This is a genomic window from Methylomonas sp. 2BW1-5-20 (assembly GCF_052474515.1).
Genome location: NZ_CP184127.1, coordinates 328,499 through 353,389, shown reverse-complemented (window position 1 = coordinate 353,389; position 24,891 = coordinate 328,499). Strand labels below are relative to the sequence as shown.

19 protein-coding genes and 3 tRNA genes are annotated in these 24,891 nt (G+C 51.1%); 7 read left to right on the top strand and 15 right to left on the bottom strand.

Annotated elements, in window-relative coordinates; translation table 11 throughout:
- Nucleotides 1-2: 2 nt before the first annotated feature.
- The 11 genes from ACH50O_RS01625 to ACH50O_RS01575 all read right to left on the bottom strand — a co-directional run bounded on the left by ACH50O_RS01625 (nt 3) and on the right by ACH50O_RS01575 (nt 12,244).
- Nucleotides 3-1,856 (bottom strand): peptide-binding protein, encoded by a 1,854-nt coding sequence (locus tag ACH50O_RS01625; RefSeq protein ID WP_446810318.1) that lies wholly within the window; start codon nt 1,854-1,856, stop codon nt 3-5.
- Nucleotides 1,857-2,024: 168 nt separating this feature from the next.
- On the bottom strand, nt 2,025-3,215 hold the full coding sequence (fabV, locus tag ACH50O_RS01620; protein ID WP_446810317.1) for an enoyl-ACP reductase FabV: 1,191 nt from the start codon (nt 3,213-3,215) through the stop codon (nt 2,025-2,027).
- A gap of 300 nt (nt 3,216-3,515) precedes the next feature.
- On the bottom strand, nt 3,516-5,384 hold the full coding sequence (locus ACH50O_RS01615; protein ID WP_446810316.1) for a SurA N-terminal domain-containing protein: 1,869 nt from the start codon (nt 5,382-5,384) through the stop codon (nt 3,516-3,518).
- Between the two features lie 98 nt (nt 5,385-5,482).
- Nucleotides 5,483-5,559, bottom strand: a tRNA-Asp gene (locus tag ACH50O_RS01610).
- A gap of 6 nt (nt 5,560-5,565) precedes the next feature.
- Nucleotides 5,566-5,641, bottom strand: a tRNA-Val gene (locus ACH50O_RS01605).
- 13 nt (nt 5,642-5,654) lie between these two features.
- Nucleotides 5,655-5,927, bottom strand: a complete 273-nt coding sequence (locus tag ACH50O_RS01600; RefSeq protein WP_020482925.1) for an HU family DNA-binding protein — start codon at nt 5,925-5,927, stop codon at nt 5,655-5,657.
- A 207-nt stretch (nt 5,928-6,134) separates the two neighbouring features.
- Complete coding sequence (lon, locus tag ACH50O_RS01595; protein ID WP_446810315.1) at nt 6,135-8,552, bottom strand: endopeptidase La; 2,418 nt, start codon at nt 8,550-8,552, stop codon at nt 6,135-6,137.
- A gap of 175 nt (nt 8,553-8,727) precedes the next feature.
- Complete coding sequence (clpX, locus tag ACH50O_RS01590; protein WP_446810314.1) at nt 8,728-10,002, bottom strand: ATP-dependent Clp protease ATP-binding subunit ClpX; 1,275 nt, start codon at nt 10,000-10,002, stop codon at nt 8,728-8,730.
- A gap of 103 nt (nt 10,003-10,105) precedes the next feature.
- The gene (clpP, locus tag ACH50O_RS01585) at nt 10,106-10,711 is read right to left on the bottom strand and encodes an ATP-dependent Clp endopeptidase proteolytic subunit ClpP (protein ID WP_446812100.1); all 606 of its coding nucleotides are present in this window, start codon (nt 10,709-10,711) and stop codon (nt 10,106-10,108) included.
- A 46-nt stretch (nt 10,712-10,757) separates the two neighbouring features.
- Entirely contained in the window at nt 10,758-12,011 is a 1,254-nt protein-coding gene (tig, locus tag ACH50O_RS01580; protein ID WP_446810313.1) for a trigger factor, read from the bottom strand.
- Nucleotides 12,012-12,160: 149 nt separating this feature from the next.
- Nucleotides 12,161-12,244: transfer RNA gene (locus ACH50O_RS01575), tRNA-Leu, on the bottom strand.
- 69 nt (nt 12,245-12,313) lie between these two features.
- Here ACH50O_RS01575 and ACH50O_RS01570 point away from each other — a divergent pair.
- The gene (locus ACH50O_RS01570) at nt 12,314-12,772 is read left to right on the top strand and encodes a DUF192 domain-containing protein (RefSeq protein ID WP_446810312.1); all 459 of its coding nucleotides are present in this window, start codon (nt 12,314-12,316) and stop codon (nt 12,770-12,772) included.
- 14 nt (nt 12,773-12,786) lie between these two features.
- On the opposite strand, the gene topA is transcribed toward ACH50O_RS01570, so the two are convergent.
- The 4 genes from topA to ACH50O_RS01550 are packed head-to-tail and all read right to left on the bottom strand — an operon-like array spanning nt 12,787 to nt 17,784.
- Nucleotides 12,787-15,108, bottom strand: coding sequence for a type I DNA topoisomerase (gene topA, locus ACH50O_RS01565; RefSeq protein ID WP_446810311.1), 2,322 nt, complete (start codon nt 15,106-15,108; stop codon nt 12,787-12,789).
- Nucleotides 15,109-15,124: 16 nt separating this feature from the next.
- On the bottom strand, nt 15,125-15,592 hold the full coding sequence (locus ACH50O_RS01560) for a DUF494 family protein (protein WP_446810310.1): 468 nt from the start codon (nt 15,590-15,592) through the stop codon (nt 15,125-15,127).
- A gap of 8 nt (nt 15,593-15,600) precedes the next feature.
- Entirely contained in the window at nt 15,601-16,698 is a 1,098-nt protein-coding gene (dprA, locus tag ACH50O_RS01555; RefSeq protein ID WP_446810309.1) for a DNA-processing protein DprA, read from the bottom strand.
- A 54-nt stretch (nt 16,699-16,752) separates the two neighbouring features.
- Entirely contained in the window at nt 16,753-17,784 is a 1,032-nt protein-coding gene (locus tag ACH50O_RS01550) for a LysM peptidoglycan-binding domain-containing protein (RefSeq protein ID WP_446810308.1), read from the bottom strand.
- 323 nt (nt 17,785-18,107) lie between these two features.
- On the opposite strand from ACH50O_RS01550, the gene def reads away from it, so the two are divergent.
- Genes def through ACH50O_RS01520 form a run of 6 tightly spaced genes read left to right on the top strand, consistent with a single transcriptional unit; the run spans nt 18,108 to nt 24,879 of the window.
- Entirely contained in the window at nt 18,108-18,611 is a 504-nt protein-coding gene (def, locus tag ACH50O_RS01545; RefSeq protein WP_446810307.1) for a peptide deformylase, read from the top strand.
- Between the two features lie 12 nt (nt 18,612-18,623).
- A complete protein-coding gene (fmt, locus tag ACH50O_RS01540; protein WP_446810306.1) occupies nt 18,624-19,550 on the top strand; it encodes a methionyl-tRNA formyltransferase in 927 nt (308 codons plus the stop codon).
- Complete coding sequence (gene rsmB / locus ACH50O_RS01535) at nt 19,547-20,842, top strand: 16S rRNA (cytosine(967)-C(5))-methyltransferase RsmB (RefSeq protein WP_446810305.1); 1,296 nt, start codon at nt 19,547-19,549, stop codon at nt 20,840-20,842. The genes fmt and rsmB overlap by 4 nt, the downstream gene beginning before the upstream one ends.
- A complete protein-coding gene (locus tag ACH50O_RS01530) occupies nt 20,817-21,383 on the top strand; it encodes a DUF4390 domain-containing protein (protein WP_446810304.1) in 567 nt (188 codons plus the stop codon). The genes rsmB and ACH50O_RS01530 overlap by 26 nt, the downstream gene beginning before the upstream one ends.
- Entirely contained in the window at nt 21,365-23,521 is a 2,157-nt protein-coding gene (locus tag ACH50O_RS01525; RefSeq protein ID WP_446810303.1) for an ATP-binding protein, read from the top strand. Before ACH50O_RS01530 ends, ACH50O_RS01525 begins: the two co-directional genes overlap by 19 nt.
- Nucleotides 23,518-24,879, top strand: a complete 1,362-nt coding sequence (locus ACH50O_RS01520) for a sigma-54-dependent transcriptional regulator (protein ID WP_026601903.1) — start codon at nt 23,518-23,520, stop codon at nt 24,877-24,879. Before ACH50O_RS01525 ends, ACH50O_RS01520 begins: the two co-directional genes overlap by 4 nt.
- Nucleotides 24,880-24,891: the final 12 nt, after the last annotated feature.

Genomic DNA, 24,891 nt, shown 5'->3' with positions numbered 1-24,891 from the left:
GCCTATTGGGTGTATTTTTGCTGCGCCAGCGGCACGTAGTTTTCCAGCGGCAAGGCGCCGAAGTTTAAGCCCAGTTTGGTCATTTGCAGATTGTGGATGCGCTTGTCTACGAACAGCAAACTCTTACGGCGCATTAAAAAGGTATAAGGCTGATCTTCGTATAGGATACGTTCTGCCTGCTGCCAGAGCGGCATGCGTTTGCCTTCGTCGACGGTACGGCGAGCGTCGTCGATTAATTTGTCGAGAGCCGGATTTTTATAACTGACGTAGTTATCGCCTTTGCTGATTGCTTGCGAGCTATGGAAGATTTGGTACAAATCGGTTTCGATACCGCTGGTCCAACCCAGGGTAATCGCATCGAAGTCTTTTTTATCCAGATTTTCCAGCATCACCGGCCATTCTTGCGGTGTTGGAATCATCCTGACGCCGGCGCGGGCATACAAGTCCTTCAGCAACAACACCATGCGTTTGGTGTCTTCGTTAGCTTGAAAGTAGGTCAATTTAAATTCGAAAGGCTGACCGGCTTTGTCTTCCAGTACGCCGTCGCCATTCTTATCTTGGTAGCCAACTTCTTTGAGCAAGGCCTTGGCTTTATCCAAATCGGCTTGATACGGCCGCAAAGCCGCATCGTGTTGCTTGCTGGCTTTACTGAACGGGCTGACGGCAGGCTCGGCGTAATCCAACATTACGTCTTTTATTACCCGGCTGACGTCGGTCAGATAAGTCATAGCCTGGCGCACACGTTTGTCGGCAAAACGCGTCGGCTTGCCGCCGCGCTCTTGGTTCCAACCGATGTAGCTATAACCCACCACCGGCGGCATGTATTCGAAGTTTTGACTCTTGGCCTGGATTTGCGGATCTTTTTTCAGCTCTTGATATTCAACCGGACGCGCCGAGTATGAATCGATGTCGCCATTACGAAACGTGGTTAAGCGGGCGCTATCGTTTTGAATGATCTTCCAGAGAATTCGATGATAAGACGGCTGCACATCGCCCCAGTAGCGCTCGTTGCGCACGAGTTCGATATTGCCTTTGTCCGGCGTCCAGCTTTTCGGATCGGCCAGCCGGTAAGGCCCGCTGCCCAACAACAAACCTTTGGATTCGTTAAATTTTTGCGGCTCTTTTAGATAAGGCTCGTAAAAATGCTTGGGCATGATGCCGATGCCGCCAGCCAGCGACAACGCTTCAAAATACGGCTCTCTGAAAGTAAACACCACCTGGTATTTACCGTTGGCTTTAACACTCTTGATTTTTTCCAGGTAGGCGCGTTCACGCGGCGCCTGGATCGCGTCGGTCATGATGAAATCGAAACTGAACACCACGTCGTCGGCGGTCAGCGGCTGGCCATCTGAAAAACTGACGTCCTCGCGCATATTAAAGCTGATCACCAAGCCGTCTTCGCTAATAGTCCAATCCTTGGCAACCAAGCCTTCCCATTCCAAAGTATCGGGGTTGCGGTTAATCAAGCTTTCCAGCACATAGCTTTGCACATTGGAAGCATAGGCGTCGCTGGAGACCAACGGGGTGATGGTTTTTAGATTAGTGCCGAAAGCGTCCACGCTCCAATCGCCTTGGGCATAATCCGGCAAACGGCTGGCTGCCTGTGCGCGTTGGAAGGCCTGAGCGGCTTCGCCGTCTGCAGGCGAACTTGCCGATGTTTTTGCGGAAATGGCACCGGCGGCAATGGCCCCGCGCAATTCCCGCATATCCTTGGCTTGCTCAGACAGCGCGCTTTGCATCTCGCTCAGTTTCAGCCACTGCCGGTCGATTTGGTACATCGCCAACACGATCAGCAGAATAGTCAAACAGAGTAGCGAATAGAGAATCCAGTCTCGGGTAGTTGATTGTGTTTGCATGTTTCCAGTGTTTCGCAGAGATTAAACAGAAACTTCAGCAACGCTTTCGCTTGATGCCGGAGACCTTATCAGTCCCGGTCAGCATCGAGCGTGCCGCTTTCAAAAACGCCAGTCGTCCTTATTTTCGGCTGAGCGGGTAGCCGCCATACTACCAGCCCAGCTAGGTCTTTACCCCAAATTGGCGATCGGCGCCTCGGGGCTCACATCCGCATCGTAATCCACGCCTTCGATTTCGAAGCCGAAGAGTTTAAGAAACTCGTGTTTGTACCCGGCAAAATCGCTCAAATCGTTGATATTGTCGTTGTTGATTTGTTCCCACAAGGCCGTGACCTTGTCTTGCACTTGCGGTTGCAATTCTTTTAGATCGGCCCGCAGGCGGCCGGTATCGTCCAGGATGGGATTGGCACCATACAGACTGTCGCGAAACAAGCCGTTGACCTGTTCGATGCAACCTTCGTGCGTACCGGCTTCCTTCATGGTTTTGAACAATAAGGCCAGATACAGCGGCATCACCGGGATTGCGGCGCTGGCTTGAGTCACGACGGCTTTCAATACCGAAACGCGGGCGTCGCCGCCAAGTACGGCCAACTTGCTGCGAATATCGACGACGCGTTTGTCCAAATCTTTTTTCGCCGCGCCTATGGTGCCGTCCCAGTAAATATCCCAGGTGATTTTCTCGCCAAGATAAGTAAAGGCGGTAGTCTTGGCACCTTCGGCCAATACGCCGGCGTCAGCCAGGGCATCGATCCACATTTGCCAGTCTTCGCCGCCCATCACGGCGACAGTGTTATCGATTTCTTCCTGGGTGGCGGCCGGCAAGGTAAACGATTTAATCACCTCTTTGTCGGTATCGATACCGTTTTGCACCAAATCCTTGCCGATGGGTTTCAGCGTCGAATTATGCGTGACGCCGGTTTTGGGATGTGTACGGCGCGGCGCGGCCAAGCTATAAATCACCAAGTCGACTTTGCCCAAATCCTGCTTGATGGCGGCTATGGTTTTTTGTTTGATCTCGTCGGAAAAAGCGTCGCCGTTGATGCTCTTGGCATAAAGGCCTTCCGCTTCGGCAAATTTATGAAAAGCCGCGGAATTGTACCAACCAGGGGTACCGGTTTTATCGGCCGTGCCTTCGCGCTCGAAAAACACGCCCAGCGTTTTCGCGCCCGACCCGAAAGCGGCGACGATACGTGACGCCAGACCATAGCCGGTGGAAGCCCCCAAAATCAGTACATTTTTCGGGCCATTAGCGATGGCGTCGAAACCTTTGACATAGTCGATCTGTTGTTTGACATTGGCTTCGCAGCCGACCGGGTGGGTGGTGACGCACATAAAACCGCGTACGCGAGGTTTGATAATCATGTTGATCCTTAAATCAAGCTATTAAAAATTAAGACTAGTACTGAGATGGCAAGCGTTATTCGTTGCAAATTTTAAAGTTTATCCCATGATCCGGCCGAACAGGAAAATTATATCTATACGCCATGATTCGAAAAAATTAGCTGATAGATTATGCCTAAAACCCCTAAATAGCTGCAAGCCAACGCTCTGTTCCGGGTGCCGGCGCTGGGAGCTAATTCCTCTTGTTTTGATGAACAAGGTTTGCGAAGTCCATAAAAAAGGGAGCGCTGGGCTCCCTTTTTGTTGTTCGCAATTTTAGCGTTACGGTTTCTGAGCGTGAACGACGATATCGGCCTTGGATTGCAGTGCATTCAATACCGCTTCCATCTGGGCTTTACCGATCGCCGCCGCCATGTTTTTGGCGATAAGTGCCTGTTTGCTCTTTTCGCTATCGGATATCACGCCTTCGTTGACCTTATTGACGCTAACCACCAGTTTGCCGCCGTCGGCTTGATCTATGATCGCGACGCTAGGCTGGCCGCCCTTCGGCTTCGCCGTTCTAAAAATCTCTTGCGTGACGGTAGCCGGCAAATCGCTAGCGCTTCGGGCCAGGCCATTGATTTTCTTAACTTGCAAATGCTGCGCTTCAGCGACTTGAGCCAGGGTTTTACCCGCCGCCAATTCCTGCTTCAGCTTATCGGCGGTAGCTATTGCTTGCTGTCTCGCCTTGTTTTGCTGGATTGCGACAATCACTTGAGATTTAACATCTTTCAATTCTCTATTGGTTGCCGGTTGATGCGATAGCATGCGTAATACGACGGCTTTATCACCGCCAATTTCCAACGGTTCGCTGTTGCTGCCTTTAAGTACGTCTTCCGAAAATGCCGCAGCTCGAACTTTTTCGTCCGCAGCGATACCGGGGCCGGAGGCGCGGGTAAACGGTTCGGTTTTGTTGGTTGCGCCGCCCACTAATTGCGCAACTGCTGCCAGACTATCCGGATTCTCGTAACTGACTTCGGCAACTTTCTCAGCCAAGGTATTGAATTTGGCTTCGGCCTGCGCTTTTTTATAAGCTTTGCTTACTTCGGCTTTCACGGCTTCAAAAGGCTTCACTTCACCGGGAATCAACTCGGTGACCTTAATCAAATGATAACCAAAGGCCGATTTAACCGGTTCTGAGACTTCCCCCAATTTCAAGCTGCCGGCCGCATCTTCGAACGCCTTTTCCATCACGCCGACATTAAACAAGCCCAGATCGCCGCCATTTTTTGCGGTTAACTTGTCGTCGGACACTTCCGCTGCGAGAGTCGCGAAATCCTTGTTTTTTAGTTCTTCCTTGGCCTTCAGGGCTTTTTGCAAGGCCAAGTCGTCCGCGGTTTTGTCTTTGTTGAAAGCAAACAGAATATGACTGATTTTTCTGCGCTCCTTGGTTGTGAACAGGGCTTTTTGCTCTTCGTAATAGGCTTTCAGCTGTTCATCGCTGGCTTTGATTTCCTCGGCCAATTTATCCAGTGACAATTCGACATATTCAATAGCCACTTGCTCTTCGGTCTGATAGGCATCTTGGTGTTGCTGATAATATGCGCTTATCTCCTCGTCACTCGGCGGCTGACCGACGGGCGCTAAAGGCACGGCCACGTATTCGATGTCGCGGGTCTGATTCTGGATTTTAAAGAAATTATTGATTTCAGCCGGTGTGGCAAAGCTGCTATCGACAATCGCGCGTTGGAATTGCTCCATTACCAGCGCTTTTTTGATGCGATTAACGAATTCGGCGGAAGACATGCCTTGGGAACCCAACAGACTCTGATATTGGGTTTTATCGAATTTGCCGTCTTTTTGAAAATACTCCAGCGTTTGAATGAATTCTCTGGCGGTGTCATCGCTGACGAGCAGGTTTTGATCCTGAACGTGCTGCAACAATACCTCGTCGCGCACCAATTTTTCCAAAGCCTGTTTTTTCAAAGTCTCTTCATCGAACTTCATACCGGCCAGATTCTGCGCATATTGCTGATAGGCCTGATTAACATCGCGCTGAAAAAACTCCTTGTCTCCAACCGATACTACGGGCGTCTCTTTTCCACCGCCAAGATAGTTTTGGATGCCCCATAAACCGAAAAGCACACAAATCAATATCAATATGATCGATGCAAACAGACCGTGCACCTTTTCTCTAATCTCTAAAAGCATAAACGCTGTCCTTAAACAGTATTAAACCCGATCGCTTCAGGCCATAAAATTAACAGGCAAAAAAAAACCTCGGACCATACGGCCCGAGGTTTCTGTTTTGGCGGAGCGGACGGGGCTCGAACCCGCGACCCCCGGCGTGACAGGCCGGTATTCTAACCAACTGAACTACCGCTCCAAAGTCTGGTGGGTGCTGAGGGGTTCGAACCCCCGACCCTCGCCTTGTAAGGGCGATGCTCTCCCAGCTGAGCTAAGCACCCGACTAAAGAGCGGCTAGTTTACAGCATCTTTTAAAGATTTGCCAGCTTTAAATGAAGGAATTTTTGCAGCCTTGATTGTAATCTCTTCGCCGGTTTGCGGATTACGACCTTTACGTTCTGCTCTTTCTTTAACGTCAAATGTGCCGAAGCCGACCAAGGCAACTGAATCGCCTTGTTTCAAAGCATCTTCTACTGCTTTAATAAAACCATCTAAAGCACGACCTGCATCGGCTTTGGTTAACTGGGACGCACTGGCGATTGCATCGATAAGTTCCGATTTATTCATTTATTTCCCCTTAGGATGTCGTTGTATTAATTATGCTCAGTAAACAAACGCTTGGATTTGCCCACCAACCGGTTTTCCACCAACCCGATTTATAGCCTCTCCTGGTTCGAGAGGCCGACATTTATATCAATCGCCAACGAGCAATGTCAAGCTTTGAAGTCGGCGGAAGCCACGATTTTGATGGTTTCCACCGATTCAACCCGACATTTAGTGTGCAACAACACCCGTCTGTTTGACCTCTACCTTGGCAGTAGATGCTTCGCTTAGCTCTGCGACCGGAATAGCCGCGATCGGCGTCGGCATATACTGCAAAGCCAACTCTAAAACCTCATCTATCCAACGGACACATTTAATCGCCAAATTGCGCTTAATATTCTCCGGTATTTCCGCAAGATCCTTTTCGTTTTCAGCAGGAATCACCACGGTCGTAATCCCGCCGCGATGCGCGGCCAATAACTTCTCTTTTAGACCGCCGATGGGCAACACTTCACCACGTAACGTAATCTCACCAGTCATTGCCACATCCGCACGCACCGGAATTTTGGTCAGCGCTGAAATAATAGCGGTGCACATCCCTATCCCCGCGCTGGGTCCGTCTTTTGGCGTGGCGCCTTCCGGAACGTGGATATGAATATCGCTCTTCTGAAACACATCGCAATCGATACCCAGAATATCGGCTCTACTTCTGACCACGGTGACAGCGGCCTCTATAGATTCTTTCATCACATCGCCGAGCTTACCGGTGGCCAACTGCTTGCCCTTACCCGGCATTACCGCCGTTTCGATAGTCAGCAATTCGCCGCCAACTTCGGTCCAAGCCAACCCCGTAACTTGCCCGATTTGATCGTTATCTTCCGCCATGCCATAACTAAACCGCCTGACACCAAGATATTTATCCAAAGTTTTCTCGGTAACAGAGGTACGGCTTTTCCTGGATTTCAATAACAGATCCTTCACGACTTTACGGCAAATTTTCGAGATTTCCCGTTCCAGTCCGCGCACCCCTGCTTCCCGAGTGTAGTAACGGACAATGTCCTTAACCGCAGCTTCGGAGATATGAATTTCAGATTCCGCCAAACCGTTGTTTTTGACCTGTTTCGGGATCAAAAACCGCATGGCGATGTTGATTTTTTCGTCCTCTGTGTAACCGGCCAGACGAATAATTTCCATTCTATCCATCAAGGCCGCCGGAATATTCATGGTATTGGCGGTAGCAACGAACATCACGTCCGACAAATCGAAATCCACTTCCAGATAATGGTCCGAAAAGGTGTGATTTTGCTCTGGATCGAGCACTTCCAACAACGCAGAGGCTGGATCGCCGCGAAAATCCGCCGCCATCTTGTCGATCTCGTCCAGCAGGAACATTGGATTACGGGTTTTGATTTTCGATAAATTTTGCAGAATTTTACCGGGCATAGAACCAATATAAGTGCGCCTATGCCCGCGAATTTCCGCTTCATCTCTAACCCCGCCTAACGCCATCCGCACATACTTGCGGTTGGTGGCCCGCGCAATCGACTGGCCGAGAGAGGTTTTACCAACCCCCGGAGGACCGACAAGACAAAGAATAGGCCCTTTCAACGCCTTGACACGCTGCTGTACGGCAAGATACTCGAGTATCCGCTCTTTCACCTTGTCCAGGCCGTAATGTTCGGCTTCCAATACTTCTTCGGCCACTTTCAAATCGTGGCGAACCTTGGTTTTCTTTTTCCAAGGCACGTTGACCATCCAATCGATGTAATTGCGAACGACCGTCGCTTCCGCCGACATCGGCGACATCATTTTCAGTTTATTCAGCTCCGCAGTCGCCTTGGTTTTCGCTTCGGCGGACATGCCGGCTGCAGCTATTTTCCTTTCCAGTTCTTCGATTTCATTACTGGCTTCGTCCATCTCGCCCAGTTCTTTTTGAATGGCCTTCATTTGCTCATTCAAATAGTATTCGCGTTGGTTTTTTTCCATTTGCTTTTTAACACGGCCGCGAATTTTCTTTTCCATTTCCAAGATATCGACTTCGCCTTCCATCAACGTCATCAGATTTTCCAGTCGCTTGGCAACATCGACCATTTCCAACATCAGCTGCTTTTCTTCAACCTTTAACGCCATGTGCGCCGCCATGGTATCGGCTAAACGGCTAAGGTCGTCGATTCCGGCAAGTGAGTTCAACACTTCCGGCGGAATTTTATTATTCAATTTCACGTATTGATCGAACGAGTTAATCGCCGTGCGTTGCAAAACTTCAGCTTCCTGCTCGGAAATATTTAACTCGTCGCCCAATTCAACCACGCTAGCCGCGCAATAATTATCGACTTCCTGATATTTCGTCACCGAGCAGCGCTGACTACCTTCCACCAATACTTTAACGGTACCGTCCGGCAATTTCAGCAACTGCAAAATATTGGCCAAGGTACCGACCGTATACAGATCATCAAAACCCGGCTCATCGACATCGGCCTGTTTTTGCGCAATCAGCAACACTTGCTTGTCCTGTTTAATCGCGGCGTCGAGAGCATCGATCGACATACCTCTACCGACAAACAACGGAATTACCATGTGCGGGTAGACCACCACGTCCCGCAAAGGCAAGACCGGAATCAATTCATCTTTGGATTTTAAATCAGTCATTTCATTTGCTCCCTTGAGCAGCTCAAAACAGTAGATGTCATCCTATATGAGGATGAACTCGCAGAAAACAAGTATCTTTAATTTCGGGCAAAAAAAAGGGGACTTTGCCAACAAAGCCCCCTTTTTACTTGATTAGTCCACCCTAAAATCAGGCGGACAATATCGAATCCAATAGCTAAACGTCCGAAGCCACCAACTTTTGCTCGGCTTCGTAGACCAAGATGGGCTCCGAATTACCCAAAATCACACTCTCATCGATCACAACTTTCGATATTTTGTCGTTGGAAGGCAATTCGTACATGGTATCCAACAACACATTCTCGACTATCGTGCGCAAACCTCTAGCGCCGGTCTTTCTTTCCATCGATTTACGGGCAATCGCCGATAAGGAATCATCCCTAAATTCCAACTCAGCGCCTTCCATTTCAAACAAATGTTTGTATTGCTTGATCAAGGCATTTTTAGGCTGGGTCAGAATTTGAATCAACGCGGCTTCATCCAGTTCGTCCAGTGTCGCGATAACCGGCAGACGACCGACGAATTCCGGAATCAATCCATATTTGATTAAATCCTCGGAACGGACATCGGCAAAAATCTCGCCGACGTTACGTTTATCGTCTTTGGTTTTAACCTCGGCAGAAAAACCGATACCGCCCTTCTCGGTGCGATGTTTGATGACTTTATCCAAGCCAGCAAACGCACCGCCCACAATGAACAGAATATTTGCAGTATTAACCTGCAAGAAATCCTGTTGCGGGTGTTTACGACCGCCTTGCGGCGGCACGGAAGCCACCGTACCCTCAATCAATTTCAGCAGCGCCTGCTGGACACCCTCACCCGACACATCCCGAGTAATTGAAGGGTTGTCGGACTTTCTGGAAATCTTGTCGATTTCGTCGATGTAAACAATCCCTGTTTCTGCCTTTTCCACATCGTAATCGCATTTTTGCAGAATCTTTAGAATGATGTTTTCAACATCTTCGCCAACATAACCTGCTTCGGTCAGAGTCGTGGCATCGGCAATGGTAAAAGGCACATCCAGTAATCTGGCCAAAGTTTCAGCCAGAAGGGTTTTCCCGGAACCGGTAGGCCCGATCAGCAGGATATTGCTTTTCGCCAATTCGACGTCGTTCTTTTTACTGTTGCTGCGCAAGCGTTTGTAATGGTTATATACAGCCACGGCCAGAATTTTTTTGGCATTTTCCTGGCCGATGACATAACCGTCCAACTCTTGCTTGATTTCCTTAGGCTTGGGCAAAGCTCCGCCGGCCACCGACATCTCGTCTTCCAGCAACTCATCTCTGATGATGTCATTGCATAATTCCACGCATTCGTCACAAACGTAAACGGATGGGCCGGCAATCAGTTTCCTGACTTCATTTTGACTTTTACCGCAAAAAGAACAGTAAAGAAGCTTTTCATCGTCTTTACCTTTCTTGTCTCTACTCATAGACAGACTCCACCGTGATACATTGCCTCGTCATGGCGATGAAATATATCAAAAACCAACATTCAAATCACTCCGCACTCTAGACGAGGCAACGCGACACTTATCAAACAGTACGACTGGTCAATACCTTATCGATCAAACCGTAATCAACCGCTTGCTGAGAACTCAGGAAATTATCCCTATCCGTATCCTGCTGGATTTTTTCCAACGGCTGCCCGGTATGATGAGCCAGAATCTTATTCAATCGATCGCGAATAGCCAAAATCTCTCGGGCATGAATATCAAAATCCGATGCCTGACCTTGAAAACCACCCAAAGGTTGATGAATCATCACCCTGGAGTGCGGCAAGCAATAGCGTTTACCATTGGCGCCACCCGCCAACAACAGAGCCCCCATACTGGCGGCCTGACCGATACACATGGTACTGACATCCGGCTTGATAAATTGCATGGTGTCATAAATTGACATACCGGCCGTCACCGAGCCGCCCGGAGAATTGATATACAAATGAATATCCTTATCCGGATTTTCAGACTCCAAGAACAACAATTGCGCTACCACCAGATTAGCCGAGTAATCTTCCACTTGACCAACCAGAAAAATTACCCGCTCTTTCAGCAAACGGGAATAAATATCGAACGATCTTTCCCCACGGGCTGTTTGTTCAACCACTATCGGCACTAGACCGCCCGCCGCTTGCGGCGCCATCATTTCGCTCATCACATTTTGGTTAAACACGTTTAGCCCTCATTCGTTACTGTTTTTCCATGACATCATCAAAACCAACTGTTACGTCGGTGATTTTAGCCTGACTGACAATCCACGCAACAGCTTGATCTTCTAAAACCATCTGCTGCACATCATTTAGACGGGCCTTGTCGGCATAATACCAGTTCACAACGTCTTCGGGGCGCTCATAACTCTTCGCCATATCCTCGATAACCGTACGCACTTTATCGGCATCGACTTTAATATCATTTTTTTGAATGATTTCGCCCAATATCAGACCTAACGCCACTCGGCGCTTGGCTTGGCCTTCAAAGGCATCTCTCGGCAAATTCAGATCTTCCAGCTTCAAACGCATATTTTTCGCGCGTTCTGCGTAAGGCTTCATCAACGCTTGAATCTCTTGATCGATAAGCGCATTCGGCATGGCAATGCTGATATTTTCATATAACGCATCCATCACCGCATTTTTCAACTTGTTTTTCAGGCCTTGGCTTAACTCTCGCTCCATATTGGCGCGTACGTCGCTACGGAAGCTGGCAGCATCGCCTTCTTCCACACCGTAAGCCTTGATGAACTCTTCATCTACCACAGGCAACACAGGCTCTTCAATTTTGCTCAGCTCGATTTCAAACTCGGCAACCTTACCCGCCAATTTTTCGCTGTTGTATTGCTCGGGAAACGTAACCGAAAACGTTTTATTGGCACCAGCGACTAACCCTTTCAGCTCGTCTTCGAAACCCGGAATCATCTGCTTGCCGCCAATCTCGACCTGATAATTTTCTACTTTACCGTCGGTAAAATTCTCGCCGTCAGCCACACCGGAAAAATTAATCGTCACGCGATCGCCTTCCTGAGAAGCGCGCTCTACGGTATTCCAGGTTTTCTTTTGCTGACGGAGCTTTTCTATCATGTTGTCGACATCAGTCTCTTCAACCGTTGCCGAGGGACGATCCACTTTCAAATCGCTAACACCGTCCAATGCAATTTCCGGATACACTTCAAACTCGGCCACATACTCGAAGCCTTCGGTTTTTTCGGTCGGCTTGATATGCGGGTGGCCCGCCGGATTCAAGTCTTGCTGTTGCAGCGCTTCGAAATAAGTCGATTGAATCAGGTCACCCGTCACTTCGTTTCTGACTCTATCGCCGTAAAGTTTTTTAACCATGCTGGCGGGTACTTTACCGGGACGAAAACCATCCACTTTTACTTCGCGAGCGAGTTTTTTAAAGCGAGTTTCCATTTTTTCCTGAACCACGGCATCAGGAATACTAACTGTCATTTTTCGGCTTAATTCTGATGTCTTCTCGACAGAAACTTGCATTGCATTACCTCAAAAAATTAAAAATACGGTTTTATATTTTGGGAGACCTGCCGGCGATGTTTAAATCTGGGGAACTTAAGGTCGTATCGTTACGGATAACGTGGGAATGGTGCGAGCGGGGAGACTCGAACTCCCACGGGGTTACCACTGGAACCTAAATCCAGCGCGTCTACCAATTTCGCCACGCTCGCAAAATAATTGAACGCGGCATTATAATCAGCCGCCCCCTCAAAAACAACTTTATATTACCGGCGCCCAGTATGAAACCACGATTACTCAGCCATTTACTCGGACCGCTATTACTGATTATTGCCTGTTGTTCAAAGGCAAACGAAAACCCGCGAAGCGAATTCAACAGACAAATCACGTTTGAAGAACAACAACGAACCGTCTACGTGGCTATCGCCGCCAATGAAAGCGAGCGCGAACAAGGCTTGATGTTTCGTCAGGAACTTGCCGGAGACCAAGGCATGCTATTTATCTATCCAGACCAAGCGCGGCGCGGCATGTGGATGAAAAACACCTTGCTGGCATTGGATGTCGTGTTTTTGTCCGGCGAAGGCTATATCGTGGCGTTGCTGAAAAATTTGCAACCCTGCCGCAAAGACCCGTGCAGGATTTACGATTCCAAAGCGTCTGCCAGATACATGCTGGAACTAAACGCTGGCTTTATCGATAAGCACGGGCTTAAGGTCGGCCAAAAAGTGACATTACCCTAGCGCTTGCGGCGCCATCAAGCGGGGCCATTCACATCGTCGGCATCGCCCTCATAGGGTGTAGCATATTTGCATTCCTTTTGCGGACAGACTTTTTCAGTCCCGCGGCGCTTGGTGGTCTTTAAGGTCAAAATCGGCCAATTGCAATCCGGACAGCTTTCCTTGATCGGCGCGTCCCACAAGGCATAATCGCACTTCGGGTATTCCGAGCAGGAATAAAAGATCTTGCCGCTACGCGCTTTGCGCTTAAGAATTGCGCCTTTTTTACATTGCGGACATTCGACACCGGTATCGGACGGCTTTTCCAAGGGTTCGATGTGCTTGCATTTCGGATAAGCGCTACAACCGACAAACTTGCCATAACGCCCGGTTTTGATCACCAGCGTAGATTCGCACTTCGGACAAACCCGCCCTTCCACCACTTCCGGTTCGGCCGCTGCGGCGCCGGCATTGTCGTCACCCAGATTACGCGTATAGGAACAAGTCGGATAATTGGTACAGCCGATAAACCGGCCATTACGCCCCAAGCGAATCGACAGCGGACTGCCGCATTCCGGGCAGTGCTCATCTATGCTTTCTTGCGTCACATCCTTGCGCTGCACGCTTTCTTCTTTCTCATTGATCAACTGCGTGAACGGCCGCCAGAAGTCGTTCATCAACGGAATCCAATCCTTCTCGCCGCGCGACACGGCATCCAGGTCGTCTTCCAGATTGGCGGTAAAACTGTAATCGACGTATTTCGTGAAATGCTCGGTCAAGAACTTGTTAACGATGCGCCCCACGTCGGTCGGATAAAACCGCTTGTTGTCAATCGTCACATATTCGCGGTTTTGCAAGGTTGAGATAATCGTCGCGTAGGTGGACGGCCGGCCGATGCCGTGCTCTTCCAAGGCTTTGACCAGACTAGCCTCGCTGTAACGCGGTGGCGGCTCGGTAAAATGCTGGGTTGCCGCAATTTCATTCAAGACCACCGGACGCCCTTCTTCCATCGGCGGCAGCAGACTATCCTGATCGTCGGCGGCTTCCTTGCTATCGTCCACGCCTTCCAGATACACCTTCATGAAGCCCGGATTGGTCACCGTGGAACCGGTTGCGCGAAATACATTCTGACCGCTGCCGCAATTCAGATCGACCGCCACTTGATTCAAGGTGGCGTGGATCATCTGACAAGCGACGGTACGCTTCCAAATCAGATCGTAGAGCTTGAATTGCTCGGCACTGAGCCGGTTTTTCACCTGCTCTGGCAGCCGCTGCACGGACGTCGGCCGTATCGCTTCGTGCGCTTCCTGAGCGTTTTTAGATTTGGTTTTGAAGCGGCGCGGCTCCTTTGGCACATCGTCGGCACCGTATTTTTCCGCGATCAGTGTGCGAATATCGGCAAGCGCCTCTTCGGCCAGATTCACCGAGTCAGTACGCATATAAGAAATCAAGCCGACGGTTTCGCCGCCCAGATCGATACCTTCGTAAAGTTGCTGTGCCACCATCATCGTCCGCTTGGTGGTGAAGCCCAGCTTACGGGCCGCTTCCTGCTGCAAGGTAGAGGTAATAAACGGTGGTGCCGGATTTTTGCTGCGCTGTTTTTTCTCCAGTTTGGCAACGATTAACTGTCCATCGGCCGCATCCAGTAAGCTTTGTTTGACTTGGTTGGCTTGGACTTCGTCGGTAAAACTGAACTGATTCAGCCTTTCGCCATTGAAATGCGTTAGCTTGGCTTTGAACGGCAGCCCTTGCGCACTGGCTTCGGCAGTATGCGACCAATATTCGCGGGTCTTGAATGCCTCGATTTCCATCTCGCGCTCGACGATCATCCGCAAAGCCGGGCTTTGCACCCGGCCGGCCGACAAACCTCTGCGAATTTTCTTCCACAACAGCGGCGATAAATTAAAACCGACTAGATAATCCAGAGCGCGCCGCGCTTGCTGGGCATTGACCAGGTTATTCGATAATTCAGTGGGATGAGCAATGGCATCGGTCACGGCTTTTTTGGTGATTTCATGAAACACCACCCGCAACACCGCTTTGTCTTTTAATAGCTTTTTTTCCTTGAGATGCTCGAACACATGCCACGAAATCGCCTCGCCTTCGCGATCAGGGTCAGTAGCAAGATATAGCGTATCGACGTTTTTGATGGCTTTGCCAATCTCCTGCAGATGCCGTTGATTGCGGTCGATGACCTGATATTTCATCGCAAAACCGTTTTCCGGATCGACAGCCCCCTCTTTCGGTATCAAATCGCGAACATGGCCGTAGGAGGCCAGCACCTGGAAGTCTTTACCCAGATATTTTTCTATGGTCTTGCATTTCGCCGGCGACTCTACAATGACTAAACTTTTGCTCATGCTATCCGTGTAAAACTCAGTGTAAAGAGGTGGGTATCAAGTCGTAAACGATGTCTTCCATTCGGGAAAAAGCGGCGCTATCGCCGGGTTGACTCAATAACACCATCAAAACAATCCATTTCAATTTATCCAGCGTAATGTTTTCGTCTTTCAGGGCCATGGCACGATCAATCGCTATTTCGCGGTTGATTGGCGTCAGGATGCCGCTGTGTTCGAGGTACATCAAAAAATTGCGGCACTCCATATCGAATACGGCAACTTCCTGTCCGCTAAAAATGCGGAATGAGGAAGAAACCGCCGGTGTGATGCTCTCAATTTCGGCCAGAGACTCCAGCCAATCGAACGCCTTATTGACATCAGGCTGTTGAAAACCCGCATCCAGCAATTCGCTGGCGATTACCGAGGTGTCCGGATAGTTATCGCTGTCGCCATCCAGATAATTTTCAAACAGATAAATGAGCACATCGAAAATGTCTTCTTTCATTAGAACCTTTATTTGATTCGGAGGTAGCCACCGCCGGCAAGCCCGGAAATGAAGCCCTGCAACTCCAGCACCAACAGCATTGAGGAAATTTCTTCCACAGTCCAACCGCTTTCTTGCACCAGAGTATCAACCGTTGTGGGGCTGTACGGAATCAATTTCAATAGATTTTGCTGCTCCAGGTCAAGCGAAGTCTGCACCATTTCCGACTCGGCTCGCATATACTGTTGATTATAATGACCTAATTCTTCAAAAATATCCTGAGCGGTTTCCACCAATTTGGCTCCCTGGCGGATCAGCGCGTTGCAACCGCGCGCCAAAGGGTTATGAATCGATCCGGGAATCGCAAAAACCTCCCTGTTTTGCTCCAACGCCAAACGGGCAGTAATCAAGGATCCGCTTTGTTGCGCCGCCTCAACCACTAATAGCCCAACGCACAAACCGCTAATAATCCGGTTCCGCCTGGGAAAATGATTTGCTTTGGCATTTGTGCCAGGCGGAAACTCCGAAACCAATGCACCGTGTTCCGCGATTTGCGTGGCCAATTGTTTATGACAGGCCGGATAGACCCGATCCAGTCCGGTACCCGCTACTGCTATGGTACGACCGTTCACATTCAATGCACCTTGATGACTGGCGGCATCGATACCCAATGCCAGACCGCTAGTCACGGTAAAACCGGCTTGGGCCAGAGCTTCGGCAAATTGGATCGCCGTACTGACACCGACCGGAGAAGGATTACGACTGCCGACCATCGCCAATTGCGGCTCGAGCAGCAATGCCGGATTGCCCTTAACAAACAATAACGGAGGTGGATTGTTGATTTCTCTAAGTTGTGCCGGATAGTCGAGATCGTCGAAGGTCAATGCGTGGTTGCCGGCTTGCGCCAACCACGCCATATCCTCTTCAACCTTTTGCCAATCCGGCTTTTGCAAGGCGTCGATCAATTTTTCACTAAAACCCAAGCCGTTTAAACTGGCGCGGGAAGCGGAAAACACTTCGGCAGGCTCAAAATGTTCCAGCAGACGCTGAATGGCTTGAGGCCCGACGCCGGGGCAACGCAGCATCGCCAGCCAATATTTGAGTTGCGGTTTGAGTGAGACTTCCAAAATAGGGTTAGGTTGAGAATCTGATCGACGGCAACCCGATCGATTGACGCTTCATCAGGGCGTTTGCACTCGATCCAGCGTGTGCATCGCAGCAGATGCCTGCATTACCAAGGCATAACTAACGCGTTCGAACGGCCGAAACACCATTAACACTCCCGCCAATTCATCCGGCATTTTCACCGCCACCGCTTCCTGCGATTGATAGCGATCGACAACGATATGCCCTCTACGGTAAACGTTCAAAGTGTGTCCGACTTCCAAGCCGTCGGCGGTTCCCTTATCGATGACCACCACATCGTGCTGACCGATCTGCGACACACCACCCTTAACCTGGATAATACTGCCAACCACCTGATGGCTTGGCGGCCTAGGAAAATAATTCAGCGCCAACTCACCCTCCGCCGTCGGCATCAATCGATCGCCGCGCTGGATTTCCCTATCGGATTTATTGATGACCAAAGTGGCCGGGTCTCCCGGCTCCTGCAGGGTGGTATCGGCGATATACTGCGCTTCGTAGCCCAAAATTTCCTTCGTTACCGGACTGATATAAGGCTTACCTTGGCGATAAATTGTGTAGCCCAAGCCCTGCGGATCTTCGATTGCCCTGACATATACCCCATCTCCGGCACCGGCGATCAGATGTTCGCCGACAAAACCTATTACATAGGGCGCATGCTGTAATTCCTCGGCGCTAACGATTTTTGGCGAATTCAAAAACTGCACGATAGAATCACTGGGAATCATTTTAATCGCCTGATCGATAGACGACTCGCGCATACGCGGCAGCATCTTTTCCTCGTTGCCTTCCGGTGAAAAACTCAAACGCGGCACACCGTTCACATACGAGAAATACAAAGTATCGCCGGGATAAATCCAATGCGGATCCTTGATTTGCGGGTTATTGTGCCAGAGTTGCGGCCATTCCCAAGGATGCTGCAAAAACTTGCCGGAAATATCCCACAAAGTATCGCCTTTCACCACGGTATATTGGTCGGGATGATTGGGATTGATCTTCAGCTCGTCAGCCCAAGCGACAGAAGTAAAAAACAACGGAATCAAGATTCCCAGTATCACGTGAAGAAACATAATATATCCTGCCAGAGGCTTTAAAACCGTTCAAAATCCGCCAAACACCTAGCCTGCACACTCGGCCGGCATCCGCCAACACGCCGTGTCCCACTTGAGCATAATTGAAACAATTGTCTGAACGCCAACAATCGATTTTGCCGGACAGTTTAGATGAATTCACATAGAATGCCAGCGGCACCGCGCCCAGCCTAGCAGATTCGCACAGGACCGCTCCGCTATCCATGCACCCATATTTCCTTGCCTGCATTTTGGCTTCACATTCAAACTACAGTCAATTTCGGATAAAATCCCGCCATTAAAGTTAGCATGTGGAGTAATGGGTGAGTATTCTTACGATTCTGGAGTTTCCCGATAAACGGCTGCGCACGGTCGCTGCGGAAGTGAGCACAGTCGACGACGGCATCAGAACACTGGTAGATGACATGATAGAGACCATGTATGCCGCCAAGGGCGTCGGCTTAGCGGCGACCCAGGTTAACGTCCATAAACGCGTGATCGTGATGGATGTCAGTGAAAACAAAGACGAACCGATTTGCCTGATCAATCCGCAAATCATAGAACGCGACGGTGTGGAAGAATCCGAGGAAGGCTGCCTATCGGTACCAGGCTTTTTCGAAAAAGTCAGCCGCGCCGAGCACATTAAAATCAAGGCCTTAAACCGCGACGGCGAAAGCTTCGAAATTGAAGCCCGCGATCTGCTGGCGGTGTGTATTCAGCATGAAATGGATCATCTGGAAGGCAAACTGTTTGTCGATTATCTATCGACTTTCAAACGCAACCGCATTAAAGCCAAGCTGGATAAAATCCACAAGGCGCAAGGTTAATAAGGAAAACCTATGAAAATCGTGTTCGCCGGGACGCCGGATTTTGCGGTGCCCAGTTTGCAAGCCTTGCTCACTTCGCGGCAGCAAGTGTGTGCGGTGTATACGCAACCGGACCGACCGGCGGGACGCGGCCGTAAATTGACCGCCAGCCCGGTCAAGGAATTGGCCGTATCCGCCAACGTCCCGATTTATCAGCCGGAAAACTTCAAAAACCCGGAAGCCGTCGCCCAATTGGCAACATTGGACGCCGATTTACTGATCGTTGTGGCTTACGGCCTGATATTACCGCAAGCAGTGCTGGACATTCCGAAACTCGGCTGCATCAACGTGCATGGCTCGCTGCTGCCGCGCTGGCGCGGAGCCGCGCCGATTCATCGCGCGGTCATGGCCGGCGACAGCAAAACCGGCATCACCATCATGAAAGTGGTGAAAAAACTCGATGCCGGCGACATGTTATATAGAATCGAATGCCCCATCGAAGCCGACAGTACGTCCAGCGACCTGCACGATCAATTGGCGCAAATGGGGGCTGAGGGCTTGCTCAAAGTGGTCGAGCAAATCGCTGAAGGCACGGTTATCGCCGAGCCGCAAGACGACACCCTGGTTACCTACGCCCACAAATTGGAAAAACAGGAAGCCATATTGGACTGGCGACATTCAGCCATCGAACTCGACCGTAAAGTGCGCGGTCTGAATGCCTGGCCCGTGGCGCAAACCCTTTATACGGGCCAAGTATTGCGAGTCTGGCGTAGCGAAGTGTTAAACAAAACAGCAGAGCTTCCGCCCGGCACTATCGATTGTGGCAATCACGCCCTGGACGTGGCGACCGGCGATGGCGTATTGCGGCTTTTGGAAGTACAGCTTCCCGGCGGTAAGCGCATTGCCGGCAAAGACTTTATGAATGCCCACCCGTCCGACCGCGTCGTACTTGGTTCATGAATCTGCGCGGCTGCTCGGCACAGATTCTCTCCCGCGTTCTTAGCGACGGTCAATCCTTGACGGCTGCGCTGGAACATGGCCTGCCCAAATTAAAAGACAGCAAGGATAGGGCTTTCGTACAAGCTCTGTGTTTCGGCGTAATTCGCCACTATTACGCGCTGGATTTCTTGCTGAGCCGCCTGCTCAGCAAACCGCTCAAGCAAAAAGACAGCGACATTAAGGCTTTGTTGTTGGTCGGCCTATATCAACTACAACACATGCGCGTTAAATCGCATGCCGCGGTATCGGAAACGGTGGCGGCGACCAGTCACAAACCCTGGGCCAGATCGCTGGTTAACGCCATACTTCGACAATATCTGCGCGATGCCCAGCCCCTGCAACAAGCCTGTACCGAGGACTGCCAAGCCCGTTACAACCATCCTCAATGGATAGTGGACTTGCTTCGCCACGACTGGCCCGACCATTACGAAAAAATCCTGCACGCCAACGATCAGGCGCCACCGATGGCTTTGCGCATTAACCTGCTGCAAGGCAGCCGTGGCGCCTATCTTGACGAACTGACCGCCCAAAGCATAGCCGCACAACCAGTGGACTGTTGCGAGACCGCGATACGGCTCGATCAAGCCCTGGGCGTCGAGCAGTTGCCGGGGTTTGAGCTAGGCCGAGCCTCGGTACAGGACACCGCAGCGCAGTTGGCGGCCGAGTTGCTGGAGCCTCAAGCCGGCCAACAGGTTTTGGATTTATGCGCAGCACCGGGCGGTAAAACGGCGGCAATTTTGGAGCGCCAACCGGCATTGGCCGGCTTGCTGGCGATAGACATTGATCAGCAACGCTTGCAGCGCGTTACGGACAACTTGCTGCGCTTAAATCTGCATGCCGAGACACTGGCCGCCGATGCGGAACAGACATGCAACTGGGCCAACGGCCGCCAATTCGACAGAATATTACTGGACGCTCCCTGCTCCGGTTTCGGCGTGATTCGCCGCCATCCCGACATCAAGCTACTGCGCCGCCCAGACGATATAACCGCCTTACAGGCGTTACAAGCCCGAATTCTGCAAAACGCTTGGCAATTGCTCAAACCCGGTGGCCTATTGTTATATGCCACCTGCTCGGTTTTGAAGCAGGAGAACGAAGAGCAGATAGGCCGATTCCTCGCCGAACAAAGTGACGCCAGCGAAATTCGTATCGACGGCCACTGGGGCATCGCCCGCCCGCATGGCCGGCAGATCATCACCGGCGACCGGCAAATGGACGGCTTTTACTATGCCAAGCTGTATAAATCCGCTTAGCTACGGCCTGCTGCTGCTTTGCCTACAATTTGGCCCGGCCGTCGCCGAGGCCGGCGATTTCGCCGCTAGAATCGACTCCGCCGACCTGGAATACGGCGACGCGGGCTACACCGTACAGGCCCATATCGATTACCGGCTCAGCCCGACCGCCAAGGAAGCGCTCCACAAAGGGGTGCCGCTGAGCTGGAACGTATCGATTGAACTGCGCCAACCCGGTTGGCTTTGGGACAGCGTGATTCTTCGCCACAACCTGGCTTACAGCTTGCAATTCCATGCCCTGTTGAATCAATACGCAGTCCAAACGCCTTACGACCATAGCGAAATGTTTCTTACCTTGAGCGCCGCCTTGAACTTTCTGGCAACGGTACACGACGACACGCCGATTCCGACCGACGTATTGCCACCCGGCAAACCCTACCTATTGGCGGTAAAAACCCAGTTCAACCGCGAGCTGTTACCGATACCCTTACGTCCAGTCGCCTATCTCGATCACCGTTGGTTTCTCTCTAGCACTTGGCACATATGGCCCATTCAAAAATAAAATTGCCGGCCAGCGCCTCGATCATATTGCTGTTCGGCTTCGTGCTGCTGTCGCTGCAATTAATGAGCAGCGCGACCCAAGAATCATCCGAACTCGGCGAATTGTATTCCTGGCTGCTGGTAATCAACACCCTGGGATCGGTAATTCTGCTCGGACTGGTCGTATTCAACGCCTATTCGCTGGTGCGGGAACTGAAAAAGAAGGAAGCCGGCTCCCGACTGACAACGCGCATGGTGTCGCTTTTCGTGTTGCTGGCCCTGGCGCCGGCTGCGATCGTGTTTTATTTCTCCGTGCAATTCCTGCATCAAGGCATAGACAGCTGGTTTAACGTCGAAATCGACCGGGCCATGGACGACGCGCTGGAATTGAGTCAGTCGGCGATGAATCAGCGTATGAACTGGCACATCAAGCAAACCAAACAAATGGCCGATCAGCTGCGCGATAAATCCGAAGCCTTGATCGCGCTCGAAGTGGGCTCGCTATGGGCCGACTCGGGGGCATTGGAAATTGCAGTATTTTCCAATCAGGGCCGGGTATTGGCCTCCAGCAGCGTCAATCCCAGCGATATTCTGCCGCATCTGCCGGACGAACAAATCTGGCTGCAACTACGGCAAAACAAAGAGTATTTTGCCTTCGACCCCGGCGATAACGACGAAATGCTGGTACGCATCATCGTCGCCATTGAAGCTAACCAAAGCCGGTTTTTACAAGTCTTGTATCCGGTCCCGGTGCGCGTCACCGATTTGGCCGATTCGATCGAGTTTGCCTTCATCCGCTATCAGGAAATGAATTTCCTCCGCGATTCGCTGAAAACCAGCTTCTCGCTGATCTTGCTGCTGGTATTGCTTTTGAGTTTGCTGGCGGCGATCTGGGTAGCGTTCATCAGCATCCGCAACATCGTCGCGCCGGTGAAAGAACTGGTAAAAGGTACGCAGGCGGTGGCCGACGGCGATTATCAGCAACAATTACCTGTGATGAGCCAAGACGATCTGGGCTTTCTGGTTGAATCGTTCAATCAAATGACCCGCCGCATTGCCCGTTCCCGCGACGAAACCCGGGCGGCAGGTTTGGAAGTGGAAAATCAGCGCGCTTATCTGGAGACCATACTCGCCAATCTGACCGCTGGCGTCATCAGTTTCGATGCGGCGTTTTATATCCGCACCGCCAATCAAGCCGCGTACCGGATTTTACACATCCCGGTCAGTCATTTTGTCGGCCAGACCCTGCCGACCCTGGCCACAATGCACAGTGAATTGGCGGACGTGCTGACTGCGATCCAAAGCCTTCTGGAAAAAGCCGACGATATCTGGGAGCAACGCATCGTATTTCTCGGCCCAAACGGCCGGCAAGAGCTGCTATGCCGAGGCACGCCACTGTTCTCGCAGCATGGCAGCCGCACCGGGGCGGTTGTGGTATTCGATGACGTCACCGACTTGATTCAAGCGCAGAAAAACGCCGCCTGGGGCGAAGTAGCGCGGCGCCTGGCCCACGAGATCAAAAATCCGCTAACGCCTATCCAGCTTTCCGCCGAACGCTTACAGCACAAGCTATCCAAGGAATTACAGGACGGTTCCGCCGAATTTCTACAGCGGGGTACCCGCACTATCGTGCAGCAGGTGGAAGCGATGAAACGCATGGTGGACGATTTTTCCGAATACGCCCGCCCCTCCAAAAAGCAGGTGGAAAAAATCAATCTGGTCGATTTGATTCAGGAAATCATCGCCTTGTACCTGCCGTCCGGCATCGTATTCAGTACCTTGTTCGCCAGCGACCGAGTGTTAGTCGAGGCAGACCCGGTCAGTATCCGTCAGGTGCTGCATAATCTGATCAAAAACGCCCAGGAAGCCACCACGGCGCCCTGCCGCATCGAGATCAAAATTGCCAAAGTTAGCCGCAACAATACCGATTACGTCGAATTGGGCATATACGATAATGGCAGCGGCCTGAATGCGGAACAGATTGAAACCATTTTCGACCCATACGTCACCAGCAAGGCCAAAGGTACCGGTCTGGGCCTGGCCATCGTCAAAAAGATCGTCGAAGAACATGGCGGAGTGATTTGGGTTGATACGTCTTATAATGGCGGTGCGGGGTTTTTACTCCAGCTGCCGGTTTTTGAATTTGGGAACTTTAAATGAATAAGCAAGCACCGTATATATTGGTGGTCGATGACGAGCAGGACATTCGTCAATTGGTGTCGGAAATTCTAGAGGATGAAGGCTACGATGTAGCCATGGCCGAAAACGCCACGGAGGCCAAAGCCCTCAAAAATCAGCGCCCGCCTAATCTGATCCTGCTGGATATCTGGATGCCAGACAGCGACGGCATCACCCTGCTGCGGGAATGGGTTAGTGAAGACGACGCGCTATGCCCGGTGATCATGATGTCCGGGCATGCCTCGGTGGAGTCGGCGGTGGAAGCGACTCGACTTGGTGCTTACGACTTTTTGGAAAAACCGCTATCGCTGGCTAAGTTGCTGTTAATCGTCGAACGTGCGCTGGAAACCAGTTCCTTACAACGCGAAAACGCCGGCTTGAAACAACAGCTGATGATAGGCGTGGACCCTGTCGGTAAAAGCGCGGTAGTGGAACGTACCAAGGATAAACTTAAACGTCTGGCACAACACGACGCTAGGGTATTGTTCGTCGGCGAAGCCGGGGTCGGCAAGGAAATGTTCGCCCGCTATTTGCATAACAACAGCTCCCGACGCGACGGTTCCTTTGTAGACGTGTCGGTGGGCAGTATCTCGCCGGAAAACTCTGCGGTGGAATTTTTCGGCCGAGAGGACAATGGCCGGGTTTATCGCGGCCTGTTGGAACAAGCCCATCGCGGCACGCTGTTTCTGGGCGAAATTGGCGGCATGGATCCGGAAACCCAGACTCGCTTGCTTAGCGCGCTGGAATCCAGCTCGTTCCTGCGGGTTGGCGGTAGCCAAGCGGTGCGCGTAGATGTCCGAGTCGTCGCATCGACCCGAATGTCTTTGGAAGAAGAAGTCAACAGCGGCCGCTTCCGCCAGGATCTGTATTATTTGCTGAATGTGGTGACGCTGGAGATTCCGCCGCTGCGCGAACACAGCGAAGACGTGCCTAGTCTGTTGAATTTTTACGTCGATCATTTTGTGACTCAAGAAAAGCTGCCATTCCGGCGTTTCTCGATGGCGGCGCAAAATTATTTGCGTAATTACAGCTGGCCGGGTAATGTGCGCGAACTGCGTAATCTGGTACAGCGCTTGATGATACTAGGCGCCGGTGACGACATTGAGCTGGACGAAGTGAAAACCGCGCTTGGATCGATCGCAGAACAACCCAAGCTGGGTCTCAATGTACCGGAGTTTTTCAATTTGCCGCTGAAGGAAGCTCGCGACCATTTCGAAAAATCCTACCTGGAATATCATTTCGAAAAAACCGGCGGCAGCGTCGCCAAACTGGCATCGGCTATCGGTATGGAGCGCACCCATTTGTACCGAAAACTGCATTCCCTGAAAATTAAGCTCTAATGGGACTTGAAG